The 18,120-nt window shown below is 40.0% G+C and carries 12 protein-coding genes and 1 pseudogene; 11 read left to right on the top strand and 2 right to left on the bottom strand.

Translation table 11 applies throughout. The annotated features are described in order from the left end of the window. Positions 1-76 precede the first annotated feature (76 nt). The 4 genes from H5161_RS04190 to H5161_RS04175 all read left to right on the top strand — a co-directional run bounded on the left by H5161_RS04190 (position 77) and on the right by H5161_RS04175 (position 5,238). Complete coding sequence (locus H5161_RS04190; RefSeq protein ID WP_182768752.1) at positions 77-565, top strand: (2Fe-2S)-binding protein; 489 nt, start codon at positions 77-79, stop codon at positions 563-565. A gap of 12 nt (positions 566-577) precedes the next feature. Beyond that, the gene (locus H5161_RS04185) at positions 578-2,869 is read left to right on the top strand and encodes a xanthine dehydrogenase family protein molybdopterin-binding subunit (RefSeq protein ID WP_182768751.1); all 2,292 of its coding nucleotides are present in this window, start codon (positions 578-580) and stop codon (positions 2,867-2,869) included. Positions 2,870-3,054: 185 nt separating this feature from the next. Continuing rightward, a complete protein-coding gene (gene moaA / locus H5161_RS04180) occupies positions 3,055-4,026 on the top strand; it encodes a GTP 3',8-cyclase MoaA (RefSeq protein ID WP_007582018.1) in 972 nt (323 codons plus the stop codon). A gap of 174 nt (positions 4,027-4,200) precedes the next feature. Beyond that, on the top strand, positions 4,201-5,238 hold the full coding sequence (locus H5161_RS04175) for a GGDEF domain-containing protein (RefSeq protein ID WP_182716867.1): 1,038 nt from the start codon (positions 4,201-4,203) through the stop codon (positions 5,236-5,238). 10 nt (positions 5,239-5,248) lie between these two features. Here the strand turns inward: H5161_RS04175 and H5161_RS04170 are convergent, their stop codons facing one another. Continuing rightward, positions 5,249-6,187 (bottom strand): LysR family transcriptional regulator, encoded by a 939-nt coding sequence (locus H5161_RS04170; protein ID WP_076925596.1) that lies wholly within the window; start codon positions 6,185-6,187, stop codon positions 5,249-5,251. 119 nt (positions 6,188-6,306) lie between these two features. Between H5161_RS04170 and H5161_RS04165 the strand changes: the two genes are divergently transcribed. From H5161_RS04165 to H5161_RS04145, 5 genes are all read left to right on the top strand, one after another. Then, the gene (locus H5161_RS04165) at positions 6,307-7,476 is read left to right on the top strand and encodes an efflux RND transporter periplasmic adaptor subunit (RefSeq protein WP_024595653.1); all 1,170 of its coding nucleotides are present in this window, start codon (positions 6,307-6,309) and stop codon (positions 7,474-7,476) included. Positions 7,477-7,485: 9 nt separating this feature from the next. Beyond that, positions 7,486-10,638 carry an efflux RND transporter permease subunit gene (locus H5161_RS04160; RefSeq protein WP_002958688.1) on the top strand — a complete coding sequence of 1,051 codons (3,153 nt, stop codon included), beginning with the start codon at positions 7,486-7,488 and terminating at the stop codon, positions 10,636-10,638. Beyond that, entirely contained in the window at positions 10,631-12,043 is a 1,413-nt protein-coding gene (locus H5161_RS04155) for a TolC family protein (RefSeq protein ID WP_182768750.1), read from the top strand. The genes H5161_RS04160 and H5161_RS04155 overlap by 8 nt, the downstream gene beginning before the upstream one ends. Before the next feature lie 10 nt (positions 12,044-12,053). Continuing rightward, positions 12,054-13,082, top strand: coding sequence for a zinc-binding dehydrogenase (locus H5161_RS04150; RefSeq protein WP_182768749.1), 1,029 nt, complete (start codon positions 12,054-12,056; stop codon positions 13,080-13,082). A gap of 339 nt (positions 13,083-13,421) precedes the next feature. After that, complete coding sequence (locus tag H5161_RS04145) at positions 13,422-15,677, top strand: acyl-CoA dehydrogenase (protein ID WP_149603631.1); 2,256 nt, start codon at positions 13,422-13,424, stop codon at positions 15,675-15,677. Positions 15,678-15,869: 192 nt separating this feature from the next. On the opposite strand, the pseudogene H5161_RS04140 reads toward H5161_RS04145, so the two are convergent. After that, positions 15,870-16,837 (bottom strand): annotated as a pseudogene (locus H5161_RS04140) (integron integrase). 251 nt (positions 16,838-17,088) lie between these two features. Between H5161_RS04140 and H5161_RS04135 the strand changes: the two are divergent. Beyond that, positions 17,089-17,436 (top strand): hypothetical protein, encoded by a 348-nt coding sequence (locus H5161_RS04135; protein WP_182768748.1) that lies wholly within the window; start codon positions 17,089-17,091, stop codon positions 17,434-17,436. 103 nt (positions 17,437-17,539) lie between these two features. Then, entirely contained in the window at positions 17,540-17,998 is a 459-nt protein-coding gene (locus H5161_RS04130; protein ID WP_182754407.1) for a DUF3592 domain-containing protein, read from the top strand. Positions 17,999-18,120 lie beyond the last annotated feature (122 nt).

The following is an 18,120-nucleotide window of genomic DNA, read 5'->3' as shown; positions in this document are numbered from 1 at the left end:
AATCTTAACTGTTATAACCTGCGTTTAAATTAAACAATTTAAACGCAGGTTATAAAGCTTAATCAAGGGGCAAGCTATGGTGACGTTTACAATTAATGGCAAGGTGGTTAAATCACACGCAAGTGAAGATACACCATTATTATGGGTTATTCGCGATGAAATTGGATTAAAAGGTACGAAGTTTGGTTGCGGAATTGCAATGTGTGGTGCGTGTACGGTGCATTTAGATGGGCAAGCAACTCGCTCCTGTGTTTTACCAATTGGCGCTATTGCAGGAAAAAACATTACCACAATTGAAGGGCTTAATAACGAACACCCACTTCAAAAAGCATGGGTTGAAGAGCAAGTACCACAGTGCGGTTATTGTCAGTCTGGGCAAATAATGCAAGCGGCTACATTACTGGCAGCTAACCCAAGTCCTTCAGATGAAGAGATAGTAAGCCATATGAATGGTAACTACTGTCGCTGTATGGCTTATAAACGTATTAAAACTGCTATTCAACGCGCTGCAGATGAGTCACAAAGTGTAGTAAATATATTTGATCCAAATGCACAAGACGCTTAACTGGAGCCGATAATGAAAAAATTATTTCAAAAAAATAGCGAAACCGTTAATTTAAATCGTCGCTCGTTTATGATTGGCACTGCTAGCGCAGGTTTAGTCATGGCGTTTGCCCCTGCGTTATTTTCGGGTTCGCTCAGTGCAAAAGAATCAATTGCGCAACAAGCTTTTTCACCCACCATTTGGTGGACTATGAGCACCGACGGCGCTGTAGAAGTAAGTATTGCAAAAGCTGAAATGGGTCAACATATCGGTACTGCTCTTGCGCGGATTGTGGCTGATGAACTTGAATGTGATTGGGATAAAGTATCAATTACCTACGTAGATACTCATGAAAAATGGGGCTTTATGGTAACGGGTGGTTCGTGGTCTGTATTTCAAAGCTTTAAGCCATTATCCCAAGCCGGCGCTGCGGGTCGAATTGCATTAATAGAAGCTGGAGCTAAATTGCTCGGCGTGCCTGCAGATAAATGTCGTGCTGAAAAGGGCTATATTATTGCAGGCGAAAAATCGGTTAGTTACGCAGACATAGTTAAAAAGGGCGAATTTAATCGTACATTTACTAGTGATGAAGTTGCAAACCTTCCACTAAAACCTGCTAATAAACGTCATTTAACTGGGCTTAAACAAGATTTTAAAGCGCTTGATATACCAGCCAAAACAAATGGTACAGCAGTATATGGGATAGATGTAGAAGTTGAAGGCATGCTGTACGCGCGTCCAGTTATTCCACCAACTCGTTATGGCAGTACAGTAACAAACGTTGATGATAGTGCAGCAAAAGCAATTAAAGGTTACAAAGGCTATGAAATTTTAAATGACCCTAGTAACACAGTTCAAGGCTGGGTTGTTGTATTAGCTGATAGTTACCCAAGTGCCATTAAAGCAGTAGATGCTTTAAAGGTGAGTTATAAAAAGGGTGAGTCAGCAAATATATCTGAAGCTGATATTCAAAAAGAAGGTAAGCGATTATGCGAGCAACGCGACTCGGGTACTTTGTTTGTTGATGAAGGCGATATAAAGAAAACTCAAGCAGACGCTAGTGAGTCGTTAGAATCAATGTATACCACAGCGACAGCGAGTCATTATCAGCTAGAGCCATTAAATGCGGTTGCAGAGTTTAAAGACGGAAATTGGATTATTCATACAGGTAACCAGTGGCAGTCACTTACGTTACCAGCGCTTGCTAAAGCACTCGATATAGAACAAAACAAAGTAATTATTCGTCCTTATTATTTAGGTGGTGGTTTTGGTCGTCGATTATTTGGTGACTGGACTGTACCTGCGGCTCTAACTGCAAAAGCAGTAGGTAAACCAGTAAAACTGGTATTTACACGAGCAGACGATAGTTTATTCGATCAGTCTCGCTCCGCATCTGCTGCAAAAATGACGGCGTCGTTTGATAAAAATGGTACCTTCACAGGAATGGAACATGCATTTGCTGCTGGTTGGCCTACTAAAGCTATGGCACCAGGGTTTTTATCACCGGGTGTTGATGGCAAAGGTAAATTTGATGCATTTTCGGCATCAGGCGCTGATCATTGGTATAGCATGAGCAGTCATCGTGCACGCGCTATTAATAACGAAGTTGCACAAAGCACCTTTAATCCAGGTTGGTTACGTTCAGTAGGGCCAGGTTGGATTGCATGGAGTCTTGAGTCGTTTATTGATGAAATTGCCCATAAGCAAGGCAAAGATCCTGTTCAATTTAGAATTGAAATGTTAGATGGTAAAGGCAAGCAAGCAGGTAAAGCACCTGAGAGCGTTGGCGGAGCACTGCGCTTACGTAATGTGCTTAAAACAGTGTCTGACAAAGTAGCTTCTGTAAAATTGGCGAAAGACGAAGGTATTGGTTTTTCTGTAAGCTCAGGGCAAGAACGTACCATGCCAGCATGGCTTGCAACCGCAGCGCATGTTCACGTTAACCGTGATAGTGGTAAAATAACGCTTAAAAAGCTTTATGTTGTTGTAGATGCGGGCTTAATAGTTCACCCAGATGGCGCACTGGCGCAAATTGAAGGGTCGTTACTATGGGGCAGCAGCCTTGCATTGCATGAGTCAAATACGTATAAAGATGGGCAAGTATCTGCGACTAACTTTAATACTTATTTACCGCTAAGAATGCAAGATGTGCCAGATATGGACATCGAGTTTTTACAAAGCGATGAGTTTCCAGTTGGTTTAGGTGAGCCTGGCGTGATAGGAGTTGCTCCTGCTATTGGTAATGCAGTGTTTAATGCTGTAGGCGTGCGTTTACGTGACCTACCAATGAAGCCAAGCGAACTTAAAAAAGGCTTAAAAGCGTAAAACAAAAATAATTAAAGGGGTATGCTTTAGGCTGCCCCTTTAGTTATTAAATATATTTATGTAATTATTATTTATGTATCAATAGGTAGCGTTGTTTATACCAGTTTGCTTAATTAAACGATTAAGCATTATTGCAAATTGGTATTAGGTTGTTATTACGTGTTGATATTAGTTAAGGTTTATTTATGCTAATCGACCCAACAGGGCGAGAGTTTAGTTACCTACGTTTGTCTATTACTGATGTATGTAATTTTAAGTGTGTTTATTGTTTACCAGATGGTTATCAGGGCGGTCACGACCGGGGCTTCCTCACAATTGATGAAATTAGCAATACGCTTAAAGCGTTTGCACACCATGGTATTGAAAAAGTAAGGATCACTGGCGGAGAGCCAACCCTTAGAAAAGACTTTATAGATGTTGTTCGTGCGGCAAAAGATGTTGCGGGCATAAAAAAAATTGCAATGACCACCAATGGTTTTTCTCTTCATAAGAATATTCATGACTGGGTAGATGCAGGCTTAAACGCTATTAATGTAAGCATTGATAGTTTAGATTCGCGCATGTTTAACACCATTACTGGGCATGACAAATTTACCTCAGTAATGAAAGGTATTGATACTGCGCTTGAAACGGGTATTGATTCAGTAAAAATAAACAGCGTGCTGATGAAGCAATACAACGCAAAAGAGTTTGATACATTTTTAAATTGGGTTAAACACCGCCCCGTCACCATCCGCTTTATAGAATTGATGCAAACAAACGACAACAAAGCCTTTTTTGATGCAAACCATGTTTCTGGGCAAGTTTTAAAAACTCAGCTATTACAAACGGGTTGGCAGCAAGTTGCGCGTAGTGCATCAGCAGGTCCTGCTCAAGAGTTTGCGCATCCTGATTATCAAGGCAGAATTGGTTTAATAATGCCTTACAGCAATGATTTTTGTAGTACCTGTAATCGACTAAGGGTTACAGCAAAAGGAAATCTGCACTTGTGTTTGTTTTCTGAAGAGGGTATTTCGCTAAGAGAATATATGAACGACAGTTCGAATAGTGAATTAATGGCATTGTTATCTCGTTATATTAAAACTAAGAAGCCAACTCACCTTTTACACCAGGGTAATACAGGTATTACTACTAATTTATCCATGTTAGGTGGCTAGTTGTTAAAGCCACTTAGTGATATTAAAGTATCAAACGTGTTTCTAAAATACACTACATTATCCCTAAAATGTAAATAACTGGTTGTATCTACGTGGTTTATATGAACAAAGCTTGTTAAATTGTATTTTCACGTTAAACTTACTTTTTATTTTTATTTTTATTAAGTGATTAGAATGGATATAGCGGCCCTTAATAGCACTAAATCATTAAGAAAGGACGTTCTAAGAGGAATGTGCCTTTGTTTTGGTGTTTTATCGGTTGGATTTGCGGGATTTAATTTAACTGTAAATAACTTTCCATTGCTTGGCTATATCGAAATCTGTTTTTCCATTTATTGTATATTTACTTATATTACACTTATACGCCGCCCATTACAGTTTTGGCAATCCGTTGTAATGTGCGCACTTATCACATTCATCGTTATTTTGGGTACATCTTTGTCGTCGCCTCGTAACGGTGTATATGTATGGTCGTTTGCATTACCTATCTTGTACTACCTACTATTAGGTAAACAATATGGTGTAATTTTCTCTGCAAATTTATTAGTGATCCAAGTGTTTATTTTAGGTAGTCAGTCTACTCTTGCCCCCTTTGAGACTTTTAACTTATCTCTTAATCTACTCTGTGCTTATTTAAGTATTTGGGCGATTTCTCATGTTTTTGAAGGGAGCCGCTCACATTTTTCAAGGCGACTTAAAAATTTAGCGTTACTTGACCCACTAACGGGTGCAGGCAATCGCCTTTCAATGAACCACTACTTTGAAGTTGAACTACAAGATAAGTCACAGTTATATTTGTTTTTACTCGATTTAGACTTTTTTAAGCAGATAAATGATGAGCATGGCCATGGTGTCGGTGACCAAGTACTTATCGAAGTGGCCACTTTACTAAGGGTTGTGCTTGGTAGAGGGTATGTATTTAGAGTAGGCGGTGAAGAGTTTGCTTTATTTAGCTCTTTTGCAAATGAAGAGACTGCACTTAATACCGCTGAACAAATAAGAGCACGTTTTGAAAATACCACATTTGACATTGACGGCCTTGCAATCAATGTTACAACCAGTATTGGTGTCGCAAAATTTAAAAGTACCAATTCATTGGAAAGCTTTGTAAATCAAGCTGATAAACAGTTATACAAAGCAAAGCAATTTGGTCGCAATAAAGTGTATTGTAAGTTTAAAAAAGAAAATGATTACCAGGCAGTCGTTGCGTAAGTCGTGCTACTTAGTACATTTGTTCAAAGTTAGGGATCCCGTTTTCCCAAATCGGTTTATCTTTTCCTAAATGCTCGCGCACAGCATCAAAAAACAACCGGGTCCTTACTGGTAAATCTCGATGCGGATATACGGCATACATCGCACTAAACTCCATGAGTTTCACATCTGTTAATAAAGGCACTAGCTTACCTTGTATTATTTCATCACCAATAATAAATGCAGGGGCGACAAAGTAAGTTGTGCCCGACAATGTTTTCATTAACAATGATTCTGCATCATTTGCCCTAAACACACTTTTTATTTTTTGCTCGCAGCGTTCACCTTTACTATCGTAGTAATCTATAGCTTCTACTCGAATAGAATTACTGGCATAGCTTGCTGCTGGTAATTGCGCTAACTCTTCCATTGTTTTTGGCATACCGTAAGTTTCAATAAACTGTGGCGCAGCTAAAATTAATAACCGGTTACGCGCTATTTTACGTGCGATAAGTGACGAGTCTTTAGGCTCACCTACACGAAAAGCCAAATCAAATCCTTCAGAGACTATATCTACTAATCTATCGTCTAAACGCAGTTCAACTTCTACTTGAGGAAAGCGTTTTTGAAAATCATTAAGCACAGGTTGTAAATAACGACGACCAATAAGTGTTGATGAAGTGATTTTTAAAACGCCGCGCGGCTCTAAATGGTAGTTTTCAGCCATGCGCACGGTTTCGCCGAGCAGCTCTCTAAGCTCAGCTGCTTTTTTGATCATTTCGGCGCCCGCCGCTGTGAGCGAAAATGAACGGGTAGTTCGGTTAAGTAACCTAACGCCTAACTCATCCTCTAAACGGCTAATTTGTTTAGATATAACAGAGCGATCTATGTTGCGTATTTCAGCAGCTTTAGCAAAAGAGCCTTGCTCAACTACTTCAAGTAACATTAAAAGTCGACTTGTTGTATCCATTATTACACCTTAACTAATCTATTGATGCCATTTTGGCATTAATGAATTTAAAAATCTATGGTTTTTACACACGGGTTTAATCCGTATTATGCGAGGCTAATCAACAATGGAGCGTCTTCATGAACAAACATCTAATTGCTGCTGCACTTACTGCGGCATCTTTAACACTTGCGGGTTGTGCTGATGAGAGCACAGCTCAATCAGCACCTGCACAGCAACTTCAACCAATTGATGTAGCACAGGTGCTTGTTAAGCCGGTACAGAGCTGGCACACATATACAACTCGTTTAGAGTCTCCACAAGAAGTTGCTTTAATGCCGCGTGTATCAGGAATCATCGATAGCATTGAATTTAAAGAAGGCGACGTGGTTAAAGAAGGCGATGTTTTATTTCAATTAGATGCTCGCCCATTTGCAGCGGTTGTTGCAAGCTTAAAAGCACAAATTAAAAGTGCAGAAGCCGCACTTGAACAAGCTAAAAGTGAAGACAAACGTGCGGTACGCTTATTAGACCGTAAGGCAATCTCAACTGAGCAAGCACAAGCGCGTACTTCAACACTGCGCCAACGCGAAGCACAGCTTTCTGCACTGCAAGCACAACTTACCTCAGCAGAACTTGATTTAGAATTTACGTCAGTAGTATCACCAATTGATGGCATTATTTCTCGCGCAAATATTACTAAAGGTAATAACGTACTTGCGGGTCAAAGCGTATTAACGTCAATTGTTTCAAACCAAGCTATGTACGCTTACTTTGATGTTGATGAGCGCACATGGAATAGCTCTTTTAATGATGTTACTGCTGCGAGCCACCAAACTGTTGTAATGCAAAAAGTCGGTCAAAGTGATTTTGCATACAAAGGCTACATTAACTTTATTGATAACCAAATTAATTCATCAACGGGCACATTACGTGTACGTGCGGTATTTAATGAAGACAACAACCAATTACGCGCAGGCTCGTTTGCACGTATTAAGCTTGCAGCCAATTCTATTAGCGACGCTATTATTATCCCAGAACGTGCAATTGGTACTGACTTAAAAAATCGCTTTGTACTAACCGTTGGCGAAAACAACGTACTTGAATACAAACTAATTACTATTGGTGAACGTTACGGTGCATTACGTGCGGTTACTTCAGGCCTTAACGAAGGTGATGTAATTGCTGTAAATGGTCCTGCTCGCGTAGGTCCTGGTATGCCAATCTCTCCGCAAACAGTAACAATTGATACAAGCGGTGTGGCATTTACATTGTCAAACGACAACGCACAACTTGTGGCTAAGCAATAAGGTTTATTGATGAAATTTTCGCATTTCTTTATACAGCGCCCAATATTTGCGGCTATGCTGTCGTTGGTTATTTTAATTGCTGGTGGCATATCACTATTCCAATTACCAGTAAGTGAATACCCAGAAGTAGTTCCTCCAACAGTTGTTGTTACCGCCAACTACCCAGGTGCTAACCCTACCGTTATTGCGCAAACAGTGGCAACACCGCTGGAGCAAGAAATTAACGGCACTGAAAACATGTTGTATATGTTTTCGCAAGGTACTAGTGATGGCCGTATGACTCTAACGGTAACTTTTGCGTTAGGTACCGATTTAGACCGTGCTCAAGTACAAGTACAAAACCGTGTAAACAGTGCACTTCCGCGTTTGCCAGAAGAAGTACAGCGTTTAGGTGTTGTGGCTGAAAAGTCATCACCCGATTTAACCATGGTAGTGCATTTATACTCACCTGAAAAAACGCACGACACAGCTTACTTATCTAACTATGCTGATTTAAACATTAAAGATGAAATTGCGCGCTTACCAGGCGTAGGTGATATTCGCATGTTTGGTGCTGGCAAATACTCAATGCGAGTATGGCTAAACCCAGATGCACTTGCTGCACGCGAATTAACAGCAACAGATGTAGTAACAGCACTTCGCTCGCAAAACCAGCAAGTTGCTGCAGGTAGCTTAGGTGCGCAACCAATTTCAAACGACAGTCAATTTCAAATATTGTTAAACGTTAAAGGTCGTTTAAACAGTATTGAAGAATTTGAACAAGTTATTATTAAAGTAGGCGACGAAGGTCAGTTAACGCGTTTATCTGATATAGCCCGTGTTGATTTAGGTCAAGACACTTACGCACTGCGTGCAGAGCTTGACAACCAACCAGCTCTTGCAATGCCAATATTTCAACGTCCAGGTTCAAACGCTATTGAGCTTTCTGATCAAGTACGCGAAACAATGGCGCGCTTATCTAAAGATTTCCCTACTGGTGTTGAATACGACATTGTGTACGACCCTACGGTATTTGTTCGCGGCTCAATTGACGCGGTAATTGCCACTTTGCTTGAAGCAATTGTACTGGTAGTTATTGTTGTTATTGTATTTTTACAAACGTGGCGTGCATCTATTATTCCGCTAATTGCTGTGCCTATTTCACTTATTGGTACATTTGCCGTAATGCAGTGGTTAGGTGTATCAATTAATACCTTGTCGTTGTTTGGTTTAGTTTTGGCCATAGGTATTGTTGTAGATGATGCGATTGTAGTTGTTGAAAACGTAGAGCGTAATATCGAAAAAGGCTTATCGCCACTTGAAGCAACCCGCGTTGCAATGAGCGAAGTAACAGGCCCTATTATTGCCATTGCGCTAGTACTAAGTGCTGTATTTATTCCTACTGCGTTTATTACCGGTTTATCAGGTCAATTTTATAAGCAATTTGCACTTACAATTACAATTTCGACGATTATCTCAGCATTTAACTCATTAACGTTATCGCCTGCACTTGCTGCATTGTTATTAAAATCACACGATGCAAAACCAGATGCGTTCACGCGTTTACTTAATAAATTGTTTGGACGTTGGTTGTTTAAACCATTTAACCGCGTATTTAATCGTGGTGCTAAAGGGTACGAAAAACTGGTACAAAAACTAATCCGTATGACCGTTGTTGTAATGGTGGCTTATATTGCACTTGTTGGCGGCACAATTAAGTTATTTGATACCGTACCAGGTGGCTTTATTCCACAGCAAGACAAACAGTATTTAGTGGCTATTGCGCAGTTACCTGACGCATCAAGCCTTGATCGTACTGAAGACGTACTTGCTCAAATGCAGCAAATTGCATTAGAAGTCCCAGGCGTTGCACATACTGTTGCTTTTCCTGGCTTATCAGTGAACGGTTTTACAAATAGCCCTAACAGCGGCATTGTATTTACACCACTTGAAAGCTTTGACAAACGTACCGATCCGAGCCAATCAGCGATGGCGATAGCGGCGCAGTTGAATAAACGTTTTGCTGCCATTGATGAGGCATTTGTAGCGGTATTTCCACCGCCGCCAATTCAAGGTTTGGGCACTACAGGTGGTTTTAAACTGCAAATAGAAGACAGAGCTAATAAAGGGTTTGAAGCACTATTTAATAGCCTGCAAGCCGTTATTGGTAAAGCGCAACAAGACCCTGCATTAATGGGCCTGTACTCAAGTTTCCGTATCCAAGTTCCACAAATGGATATTGATATTGACCGTGAGCAAGCGCTTATTCAAGGTATTCCACTTGATGAAGTATTTAATGCACTGCAAATTTACTTAGGCTCTGTGTACGTAAATGACTTTAATATGTTTGGTCGTACATACCAAGTAAATGCACAGGCTGATGCTGACTACCGCTTAGACCCTGATCAAATACTTAATTTAAAAGTACGCAACCGCTCAGGTAATATGGTGCCATTAGGCTCTGTATTAACAGTAACACCAACAATTGGTCCTGACCGTGTTATGCATTACAACGGTTACCCAAGTGCTGAGCTAAATGGTAGCCCAGCGCCAGGTTATAGTTCTGATCAAGCACAAGTTGCTATTGAAAAAGTACTCGCAGACACACTACCAACAGGTATTGAGTATGAGTGGACTGAAGTAACGTACCAACAAGTACTTGCCGGTAACACCATGGTTTATGTATTCCCGTTAGTTGTATTACTAGTATTTATGGTACTTGCAGCGCAGTACGAGAGCTTACGTTTACCACTGGCAATTATATTAATTGTACCAATGACTATTTTCTCAGCCTTGTTAGGTGTGTGGTTTGTTGGCTCTGACAACAACATATTTACCCAAATAGCGTTAATAGTGCTGGTCGCGTTGGCTTCTAAAAATGCAATATTGATGGTTGAGTTTGCAAAAGATAGACACGACTCAGGCTTATCGCACTTAGAGGCAATACTTGAGGCATGTCGTATGCGCTTGCGCCCAATATTAATGACGTCGATTGCATTTACAGCAGGTGTTGTACCGTTAGTACTTGCCACCGGTGCGGGCGCCGAAATGCGACACGCAATGGGTAACGCCGTATTCTCAGGCATGATAGGTGTAACCGTGTTTGGTCTATTGTTTACGCCGGTATTTTATATGTTAGTGACTAACAAAAAAGAGAAAGCGCAGGAGAATACTCATGACTAAATTAATGCAAAAAAGGCTTAAAACAAGTCTGACCGCCAGTGCAGTATTAGTCGTTGCGTTTTTAGCAGGGTGTGCGAGTAAAATAGACACCATGAGCGAGCAAAAAGCTGTTAACGAATTTGTTGCTAAAGCTAATATTGCTAGTAACGTTAGCGTTGCTGATGAAACAAACTGGTGGAAAAAGCTTAATTCTGATCAACTAAATGAGCTTGTTACTGGTGCGCTTGCAAATAACTATAATTTGCAAACAAGCCAGCTAACACTTAAAAGTGCATTAGCGCGATTAGGAGAGCAAAAAGCCCAATACCTACCACAAGGTGGCGTAAATGTTGGTGCAGCTCGAAGCGATGCACCAAGCGTTTATGATCGCCAATCAAGTGCAAACGTTGCACTTGATTGGCAGCTAGATTTATTTGGTCGCATTACGGCGTTGGTTGATGCTGCAAATGCATCGGCCATGAGCCAAGCAGAGCAAGTACGTTTACTGCAAATTGAAGTAGTTTCGTCAGTTGTTAAAGGCTTTGTAAGTTATCAAGGTAATGTTGAAAAACAACACATTGTAGCACTTCAAATTGAAGCGCTTGAGCAAAGTATTGACGTTCTTCAAGCCCGTGTTGACGAAGGTGTTGCAAACGAGCTTGATTTAAACCGTACGATGGCGCAGCTTAGGCAGCAACAAGCACTAATACCTGCCATTGAGTATGCAAAATACAGCGATTTATCTGCTCTTGCAGTACTAAGCGGTAAGCTAGCGCAAAATATTGCTATTGAAAACGAGCAAAGCGTGCTTGAACGTGACTTTAGCGTTGCACTAAAAAACGCTAATAATGCCATTGCCTTACGTCCTGATATTAGCCGTGCACTGTTTGACTTTAGCCAAGCAAATAGTTTAAGTGTTGCAGCTAGCAAAGCGTTATTACCCGATATTAGCTTATCTGCATTTGCAGGGGTTGTGAGTATAGACAGCACAGGCTTAAAAAATACCGATCAGCAGTGGCAAGTAGCGCCGCAGTTGCAATGGTCGTTATTAAGCTACCCAGCATTATTAGCACAGCGCGACGCACAGCAGTTTTTAAGTGAAGCCGCATACAGCGATTATCAACAAGTGGTATTAACTGCACTAAGTGAAAGTGAACTTTCACTGCAATTGTTGGTCAATCAGGCACAGCAAAAACGCTTTGCCGATGAGCGCTATGACTTTGCTAATAAAGCATTTTTACAAGCACAAGCAATGTACGAAGAAGGTCAAATTCCTTATCTTGAGTTGTTAGATGCGCGCCAGGATGTTTTAATAGCACAAGAAAATGCTGTTGAAACAACAATTTCTTCACTGCTTGCCAAAGTAAATGCTTACCAGTCATTTAATGGCCAATGGAGTTATGCGTTAAACGACACTAATAAGTAGAGTTATATTGATGCCAAATACTGAAAATTTACATGAATACATTATCCCGCATACGATGCGCGCTATTGTACTGCCAGAACCAAATGAAGCAATTGACTTAGCAGATGCTGAGCTGCCTGTTCCAGACTGTGCAGATAACGAGCTGCTTGTAAAAGTAGAGTACGTTGGTTTAAATCCAGTTGATGGTCAATTTGCTAAAACAGGCTTTTGTAAGTGGCAGTATCCACACATTTTAGGCTTAGATGCCGTAGGTGTTGTGGTTAAAGCTAATAAAGGTGTGTTTCCAAATGTTGGCCAGCGCGTTATGTGGCACGCCAACATTGGTGAGCAAGGTGCTTTGAGCGAATACACCAAAGTACCTAACTTTGCAGTGTCGGTTGTGCCAAGCGGTTTAAATCCGGCCATTGCAGCAACACTTCCATGCGCCGGTATGGCAGCACTTATCAGCTTAGATAAAATAGGCATTAGTGAAGGCGATACTATTTTTATTGAAGGCGGAGCCGGAGCGGTAGGGCAGTTTGCTATTCAATATGCAAAACAGCGTGGCGCAGATGTATTTACCACCGCATCAAAGCGTAACCATAAATTGGTTAAGCAGCTAGGCGCTGATGTGGTTTTTGACTATAGCGATAAAAAACTATGCGAAAAAATCCGCAGAGAACTTGGCCCGCAAGGCTTTGATGCGGTTATTGATACGATAGGTGGTGAGTGTACTCAGCGTAATATTGAGTTAATGCGTTTTTGCGGACGTATTGCCTGCTTAAATCCGCTACCTTGTTTTGATCAAGACTTAATGTATCACCGAGCGCCCAATATTAGCGTTGTATCGATTGGTGGTGCATGGCTTGCTAATAGTTTATGTGCACAACAACGCTTGAGCTTTATGGGCAACCTGTTACTTGAAGGGGCTGTTAGTGGCGACATTAAACACCCAGAAATAACGCCCGTAGACTTTAGTGCTGAGTCAGTATCGCAAGCGCTTAATAAACAACTTGCTGGTGGTTTTACCGGCAAGCAAATTGTTAAAGTTGCTAAGTGAAGCGCTTATACAATTTGATTTAAATTTAAGTAGTTTTAGCTAGATTAACTGATAATGTAGCCTCTACAAATTGAATAAAAACGTAGCCTATTTGTGCTGCGTTTTTTTATGCCCATAAAAAAATAGATACAGCGCTAGCGCTTTTGCTGTTTTATTCATCATTTTAGTCAAAATACTTTTTTTCAGCGTACAACTGTAAGCCTTTGTGTTTCAATAGTTTACGTTCAGGTAAAGAAAATAAATTGAAAAAACTGTTAATTAATTGAATAGAGTAATTGATCTAAACGATTTTTTATGACGTAATGTAGGTATTATTTGGCTGGTCGGATGAGTTCAATCATGAGTTTACGTACAAAACTAAAAAAAGTATTACCAAGTATTTCTATCACAGAACAAGAAGCGCTAGACGCGGGTGATGTATGGCTTGAAGGTTCTATCTACCAAGGTAAACCTGATTTCAGTGCACTTCGCGACGTACCTGCTGCTACATTAAGCGCAGACGAGCAAGCATTCTTAGACGGTCCAGTAAAAGAGTTATTGGGCATGATTGACGATTCAGTGATTCAAAACGGCATTCATTTACCAAATGACATCTTAGAATTTTTGAAAAAAGAGCGTTTTTTCTCGCTTATCATTCCTAAGTCGTTTGGTGGTTTAGAGTTTAGCCCTTATGCAAACTCTACCATTGTTGGCACAATTGCGACTAAAAGCTCAGCAGTTGCGGTAACCGTAATGGTTCCTAACTCGTTAGGCCCAGGTGAGTTATTACTTCACTTTGGTACGCAAGAACAACAAGCACATTACTTACCACGGCTAGCAAATGGTACAGACATTCCATGTTTTGCATTAACAAGCCCAGAAGCGGGTTCTGATGCAGGTGGTATTCCTGATGTTGGTAAAGTAACTAAAGGTATGTACAACGGCGAAGAAGTCCTTGGTTTAGAAATTACCTGGGACAAGCGCTACATTACACTTGCACCCATTGCTACCGTACTTGGTTTAGCATTTAAAGTAGTTGACCCTGATGGTCTGCTAGGTGGTAAAGAAAACCTAGGCATTACCTGTGCACTTATTCCTAAAGAGCACCCAGGTGTAGAGCTTGGTAATCGCCACGACCCAATGGGTATTCGTTTTTACAACGGTACTACACGTGGTAACAAAGTATTTGTACCAATGGATTTTGTTATTGGTGGACAGAAAAACATCGGCCGTGGTTGGCAAATGCTGGTTAGCTGTTTAGGTGCTGGCCGTGGTATTTCATTACCTGCGCTAGGTGTTAGTACAGCACAAGTTGCATTTAAATCAGCATCTGAATATGCAGCAGTGCGTGAACAGTTTGGTTTAGCCATTGGCCAGTTTGAAGGTATTCAAGAAAAACTAGCTGACATTGCAGGTAAAACATACCTACAAGAAGCAATGCGCGTACTTACAACTGAAGGCTTAGGCATGGGCTTAAAACCATCAGTTGTTACAGCAATCGCTAAATACCATATGACAGAGCTTGGTCGCGACGTACTTGATTCAGCAATGGATATTCAAGCGGGTAAAGCGATTCAAAACGGTCCACAAAATACATTAGCAAGTGGTTATGTTGCTCAGCCGATTGCCATTACGGTAGAAGGCGCGAACATTCTTACACGTAACCTAATGATCTTTGGTCAAGGTGTTATGCGTTGTCACCCATATTTACAATCTATGGTTGAGTCAATTCACAGTGAAGACAAAGGCGCAGATAAAGAATTTAACGGCATTTTACGTAAAACAATTGGCTACAGCACAGCAAACAGCTTACGTGCTTTCCGCCTTGGTGTTTTACCATTTACAGCAAGTGCTAATTCTGAATTACCAGAAGTACGTGACTACGAAAAAGCAGTACATAAATTATCTGCAAAACTTGCAGTGTACGCAGACTTTTCGTTACTTGTACTTGGTGGTAAGTTAAAACAAGCAGAAATGCTATCGGCACGTTTAGGTGATGTAATGAGCTTCTTATATGCAGCTATGGCATCAATTAAATACTACGAGCAAAAAGTATCAAGTAGTGACCGTGAGCAAGCAGCGCCGTATTTCCATTACGCGACTCGTTTTGCACTACAAAGTGCTGAAGAAGCATTGCATAAGTTTTTAGATAACTTCCCTGCAAGTGGTACACGTAAGTTTATTCGTTTCATTACAATGAACTACTCAACTAAAATGCCAAAAATTAGCGACGATTTAATCCGCGAACTAGCTAAGCAAGCTCAGCTAGATACCGCATTTAAAGCGCAAATCACGCATTTAGTTAAACCAGTAGTGGGCGATGGCCATCATATTAATGAGCAAGCTTACAAAGCTAAAATGGCATCACTTGGCGAGCTGGCTAAAGTTAAAAAAGCACTACGTGCTAAAGTAATTAAACCAGGTGCACGTTTTAACATTACGCTTGATAACGCACTAGCGGCGAACGTAATTACCCAAGCTGAACACGTTCAGTTAATTGATTACAACATCAAACGTGAAAAGGCGATTCGTGTAGATGAGTTCGATTTTGATATGAACATACTAGATGATAACGCACAGCCAATTAACCCGCTTAAAAGCGTAGTTAATCAGTAAGTTAAAGTAATTAAATTCAATGATGCAAAGCGCCCGCAGTATCGGCGCTTTTATTTTTGAGTAAATAATTAGTGTGGGGCCCCGCTTGTGTAAAAACAAGCGGGGCTTTTTTATGTGTTATTTAAAGTAGAAATAGATGACGGTATTGGTTTGAAAGTGAATATGTATCTGTAGAGGATTAAAAAGAGACGCTTATAATCTTGAAAAAGGGCTAACAACCCCGTTAGCACCTTGCTGTAGTACATGGGTATAAATTTGTGTAGTTTTAACATCAGAATGGCCAAGCTGAGCTTGAACAGTTCTTATATCGGCGCCACTTTGCAGTAGATGAGTAGCAAAAGAGTGTCTCAATGTATGAGGTGTTATTATTTTTGTTAACCCTGATTTTTGGACGGCTTTTTTAATCTCTTTTCTAATACAAGAGTGATGAAAATGATGTCGCCTTATTTCACCACTTTGAGGATCTGAACTTAATATATGAGAAGGAAATAAATATTGCCACGCAAGCGATTTTGCGGCACTTGGATATTTTTTTGTTAAAGCATATGGCATCCATACGCCAGAATATTCCGTATTATTTAAATCCAGTTTTAAATAGTCATCAACGTTCAAAATTTGATTTCTCAGCATAGGAATTAGCTCTGTGGCCAGCGTAACAATGCGGTGTTTATTACCTTTCCATTCCATACTTGAATGCATTTATAATCAAAATCAATATCTTTTACTCTTAATTGCACCGCTTCCATTACTCTTAAGCCACTTCCATACATAAGGGCTGCAATTAAATAATAGCGCTTATTTAAATGAGCCATCAACATTTTAACTTCCTCTGGGGTCATCACTACAGGGAGCTTTGCTTGTTTTTTACTACGGGCAAAATTTAAATTTAATGAGAGTTCTTTTTTTATTATGTGCTTGTATAAAAATGACAATGAATTGAGTGCGGTGGCTTGCGTACGTGGTGCAACGTTTTGCTTTAACACTAAATGTTCTAAGTAGCGTTCGACTTCATTGTCCCCCATTGAGGCGGGATGGCGTTTATTATGAAAATGGATATAAGATGCAATCCATCTTAGGTAGGTATCTACGGTGCGTAATGAATACTGACGTACCAACATATAATCGGCTATATAATTTAAAAATGGGGAACGTGTTTTCATACTATTACCAATAATGGTGCTGTTTTTATATACAGTATAGTTGTGATGCACACATATTCAAGAAAATGAGCGGCGAGCGCATTTTGTCTTTTATTGAGAGTTTGAATGCTAATAAAAATTATATATAGCAATGTGTTAAGTTATTTGGTAAAAATGATTTATAAAATACATGAGCGTATCGTTGGCAGAAATATGCGCGATGAGCGCACTATTAAATTGTTATATGCTTATGAAAGTTTGGAGTTTAAATTTTGAGTATTGAGTTAAATCAGCAAGTGTGTTGTGAACATTATGGTGCTCAATACTTACCAGTGGAAACAGGTCAACTTGTAACTATCTCAAAAGGCATTTATGAAGGGGTAAACCCAGTAGAAGGAGTTCGTTATCCTTCTCCAGAACATATGAGTGGTTGGTGGTTAACTACCGATGAATACGATGGAAATATTGATTCATTGATTACAGTTCACTTCCAACATGTTATTGAAAAGCGTCCTGAATTAGCACTATATATGGCATTACCATTTGGTTATCGTTTTAACTTAGGTGGTGAAACTGAGCATGTATGGTTTGATCAGGAAGTGGCGCAAGAAAGCATATAACAAGCCATTGCAAAGGACTTTTAACAGTTGGCTTCCTTCGCTTCGCTCGTTATTATAGCCAACAATTAAAAGCCCCTGAATGGGGCGTTAGGTAACACCAAGAATGATTCGCATCGTTGAACGTATGAATGACAGCATAAAGGTAGGATATCTTTATCTAATATTAGGGTTAGCATGCATTACCATATGTATATTTGTTAGTTTTAATACTTATTCATTTCTCGAAAAAGCAAATTCAACGAATGGTGTTGTTATCGAACTAGTAAAAAAGCATTCCTCAAAATCATCTTTATATCCAAAAATTGAGTTTACGGATCTTAATGGTAATTCAATTGTGTTTACTTCCAGTTTTGGTCTTAGTCCCTCAATCAATACTTATCAAAAAGGTGATGTAGTTAAAGTTTTATACCAAAGCAATTCAACTGATTCTGCCAAGGTTTCCAGTTTTTTTTCACTGTGGGGGATCAGTTTTCTATTATTTATCGTTGGCAGTGTTTTCACATTTTCAAGCATTAGAAAAGTTGTTAAATTAAACGCAAGCACTGTGGATAGTGTTACCTAACAAGTGACTATGGTGTCAATTCCTAATTTCAAACCATTTTAGGATCCCACATGACACCATCCCTCACCATAGAATTTATGATTACTATAAGCTTTCTTATACAGGCAATAATAGCCACTTTT

This window comes from Pseudoalteromonas sp. SG43-5 (assembly GCF_014164345.1).
GTDB lineage: Bacteria > Pseudomonadota > Gammaproteobacteria > Enterobacterales > Alteromonadaceae > Pseudoalteromonas > Pseudoalteromonas distincta.
The sequence above is the reverse complement of the archived record's forward strand: the minus strand, read 5'-3'. Positions and strand labels throughout refer to the sequence as shown.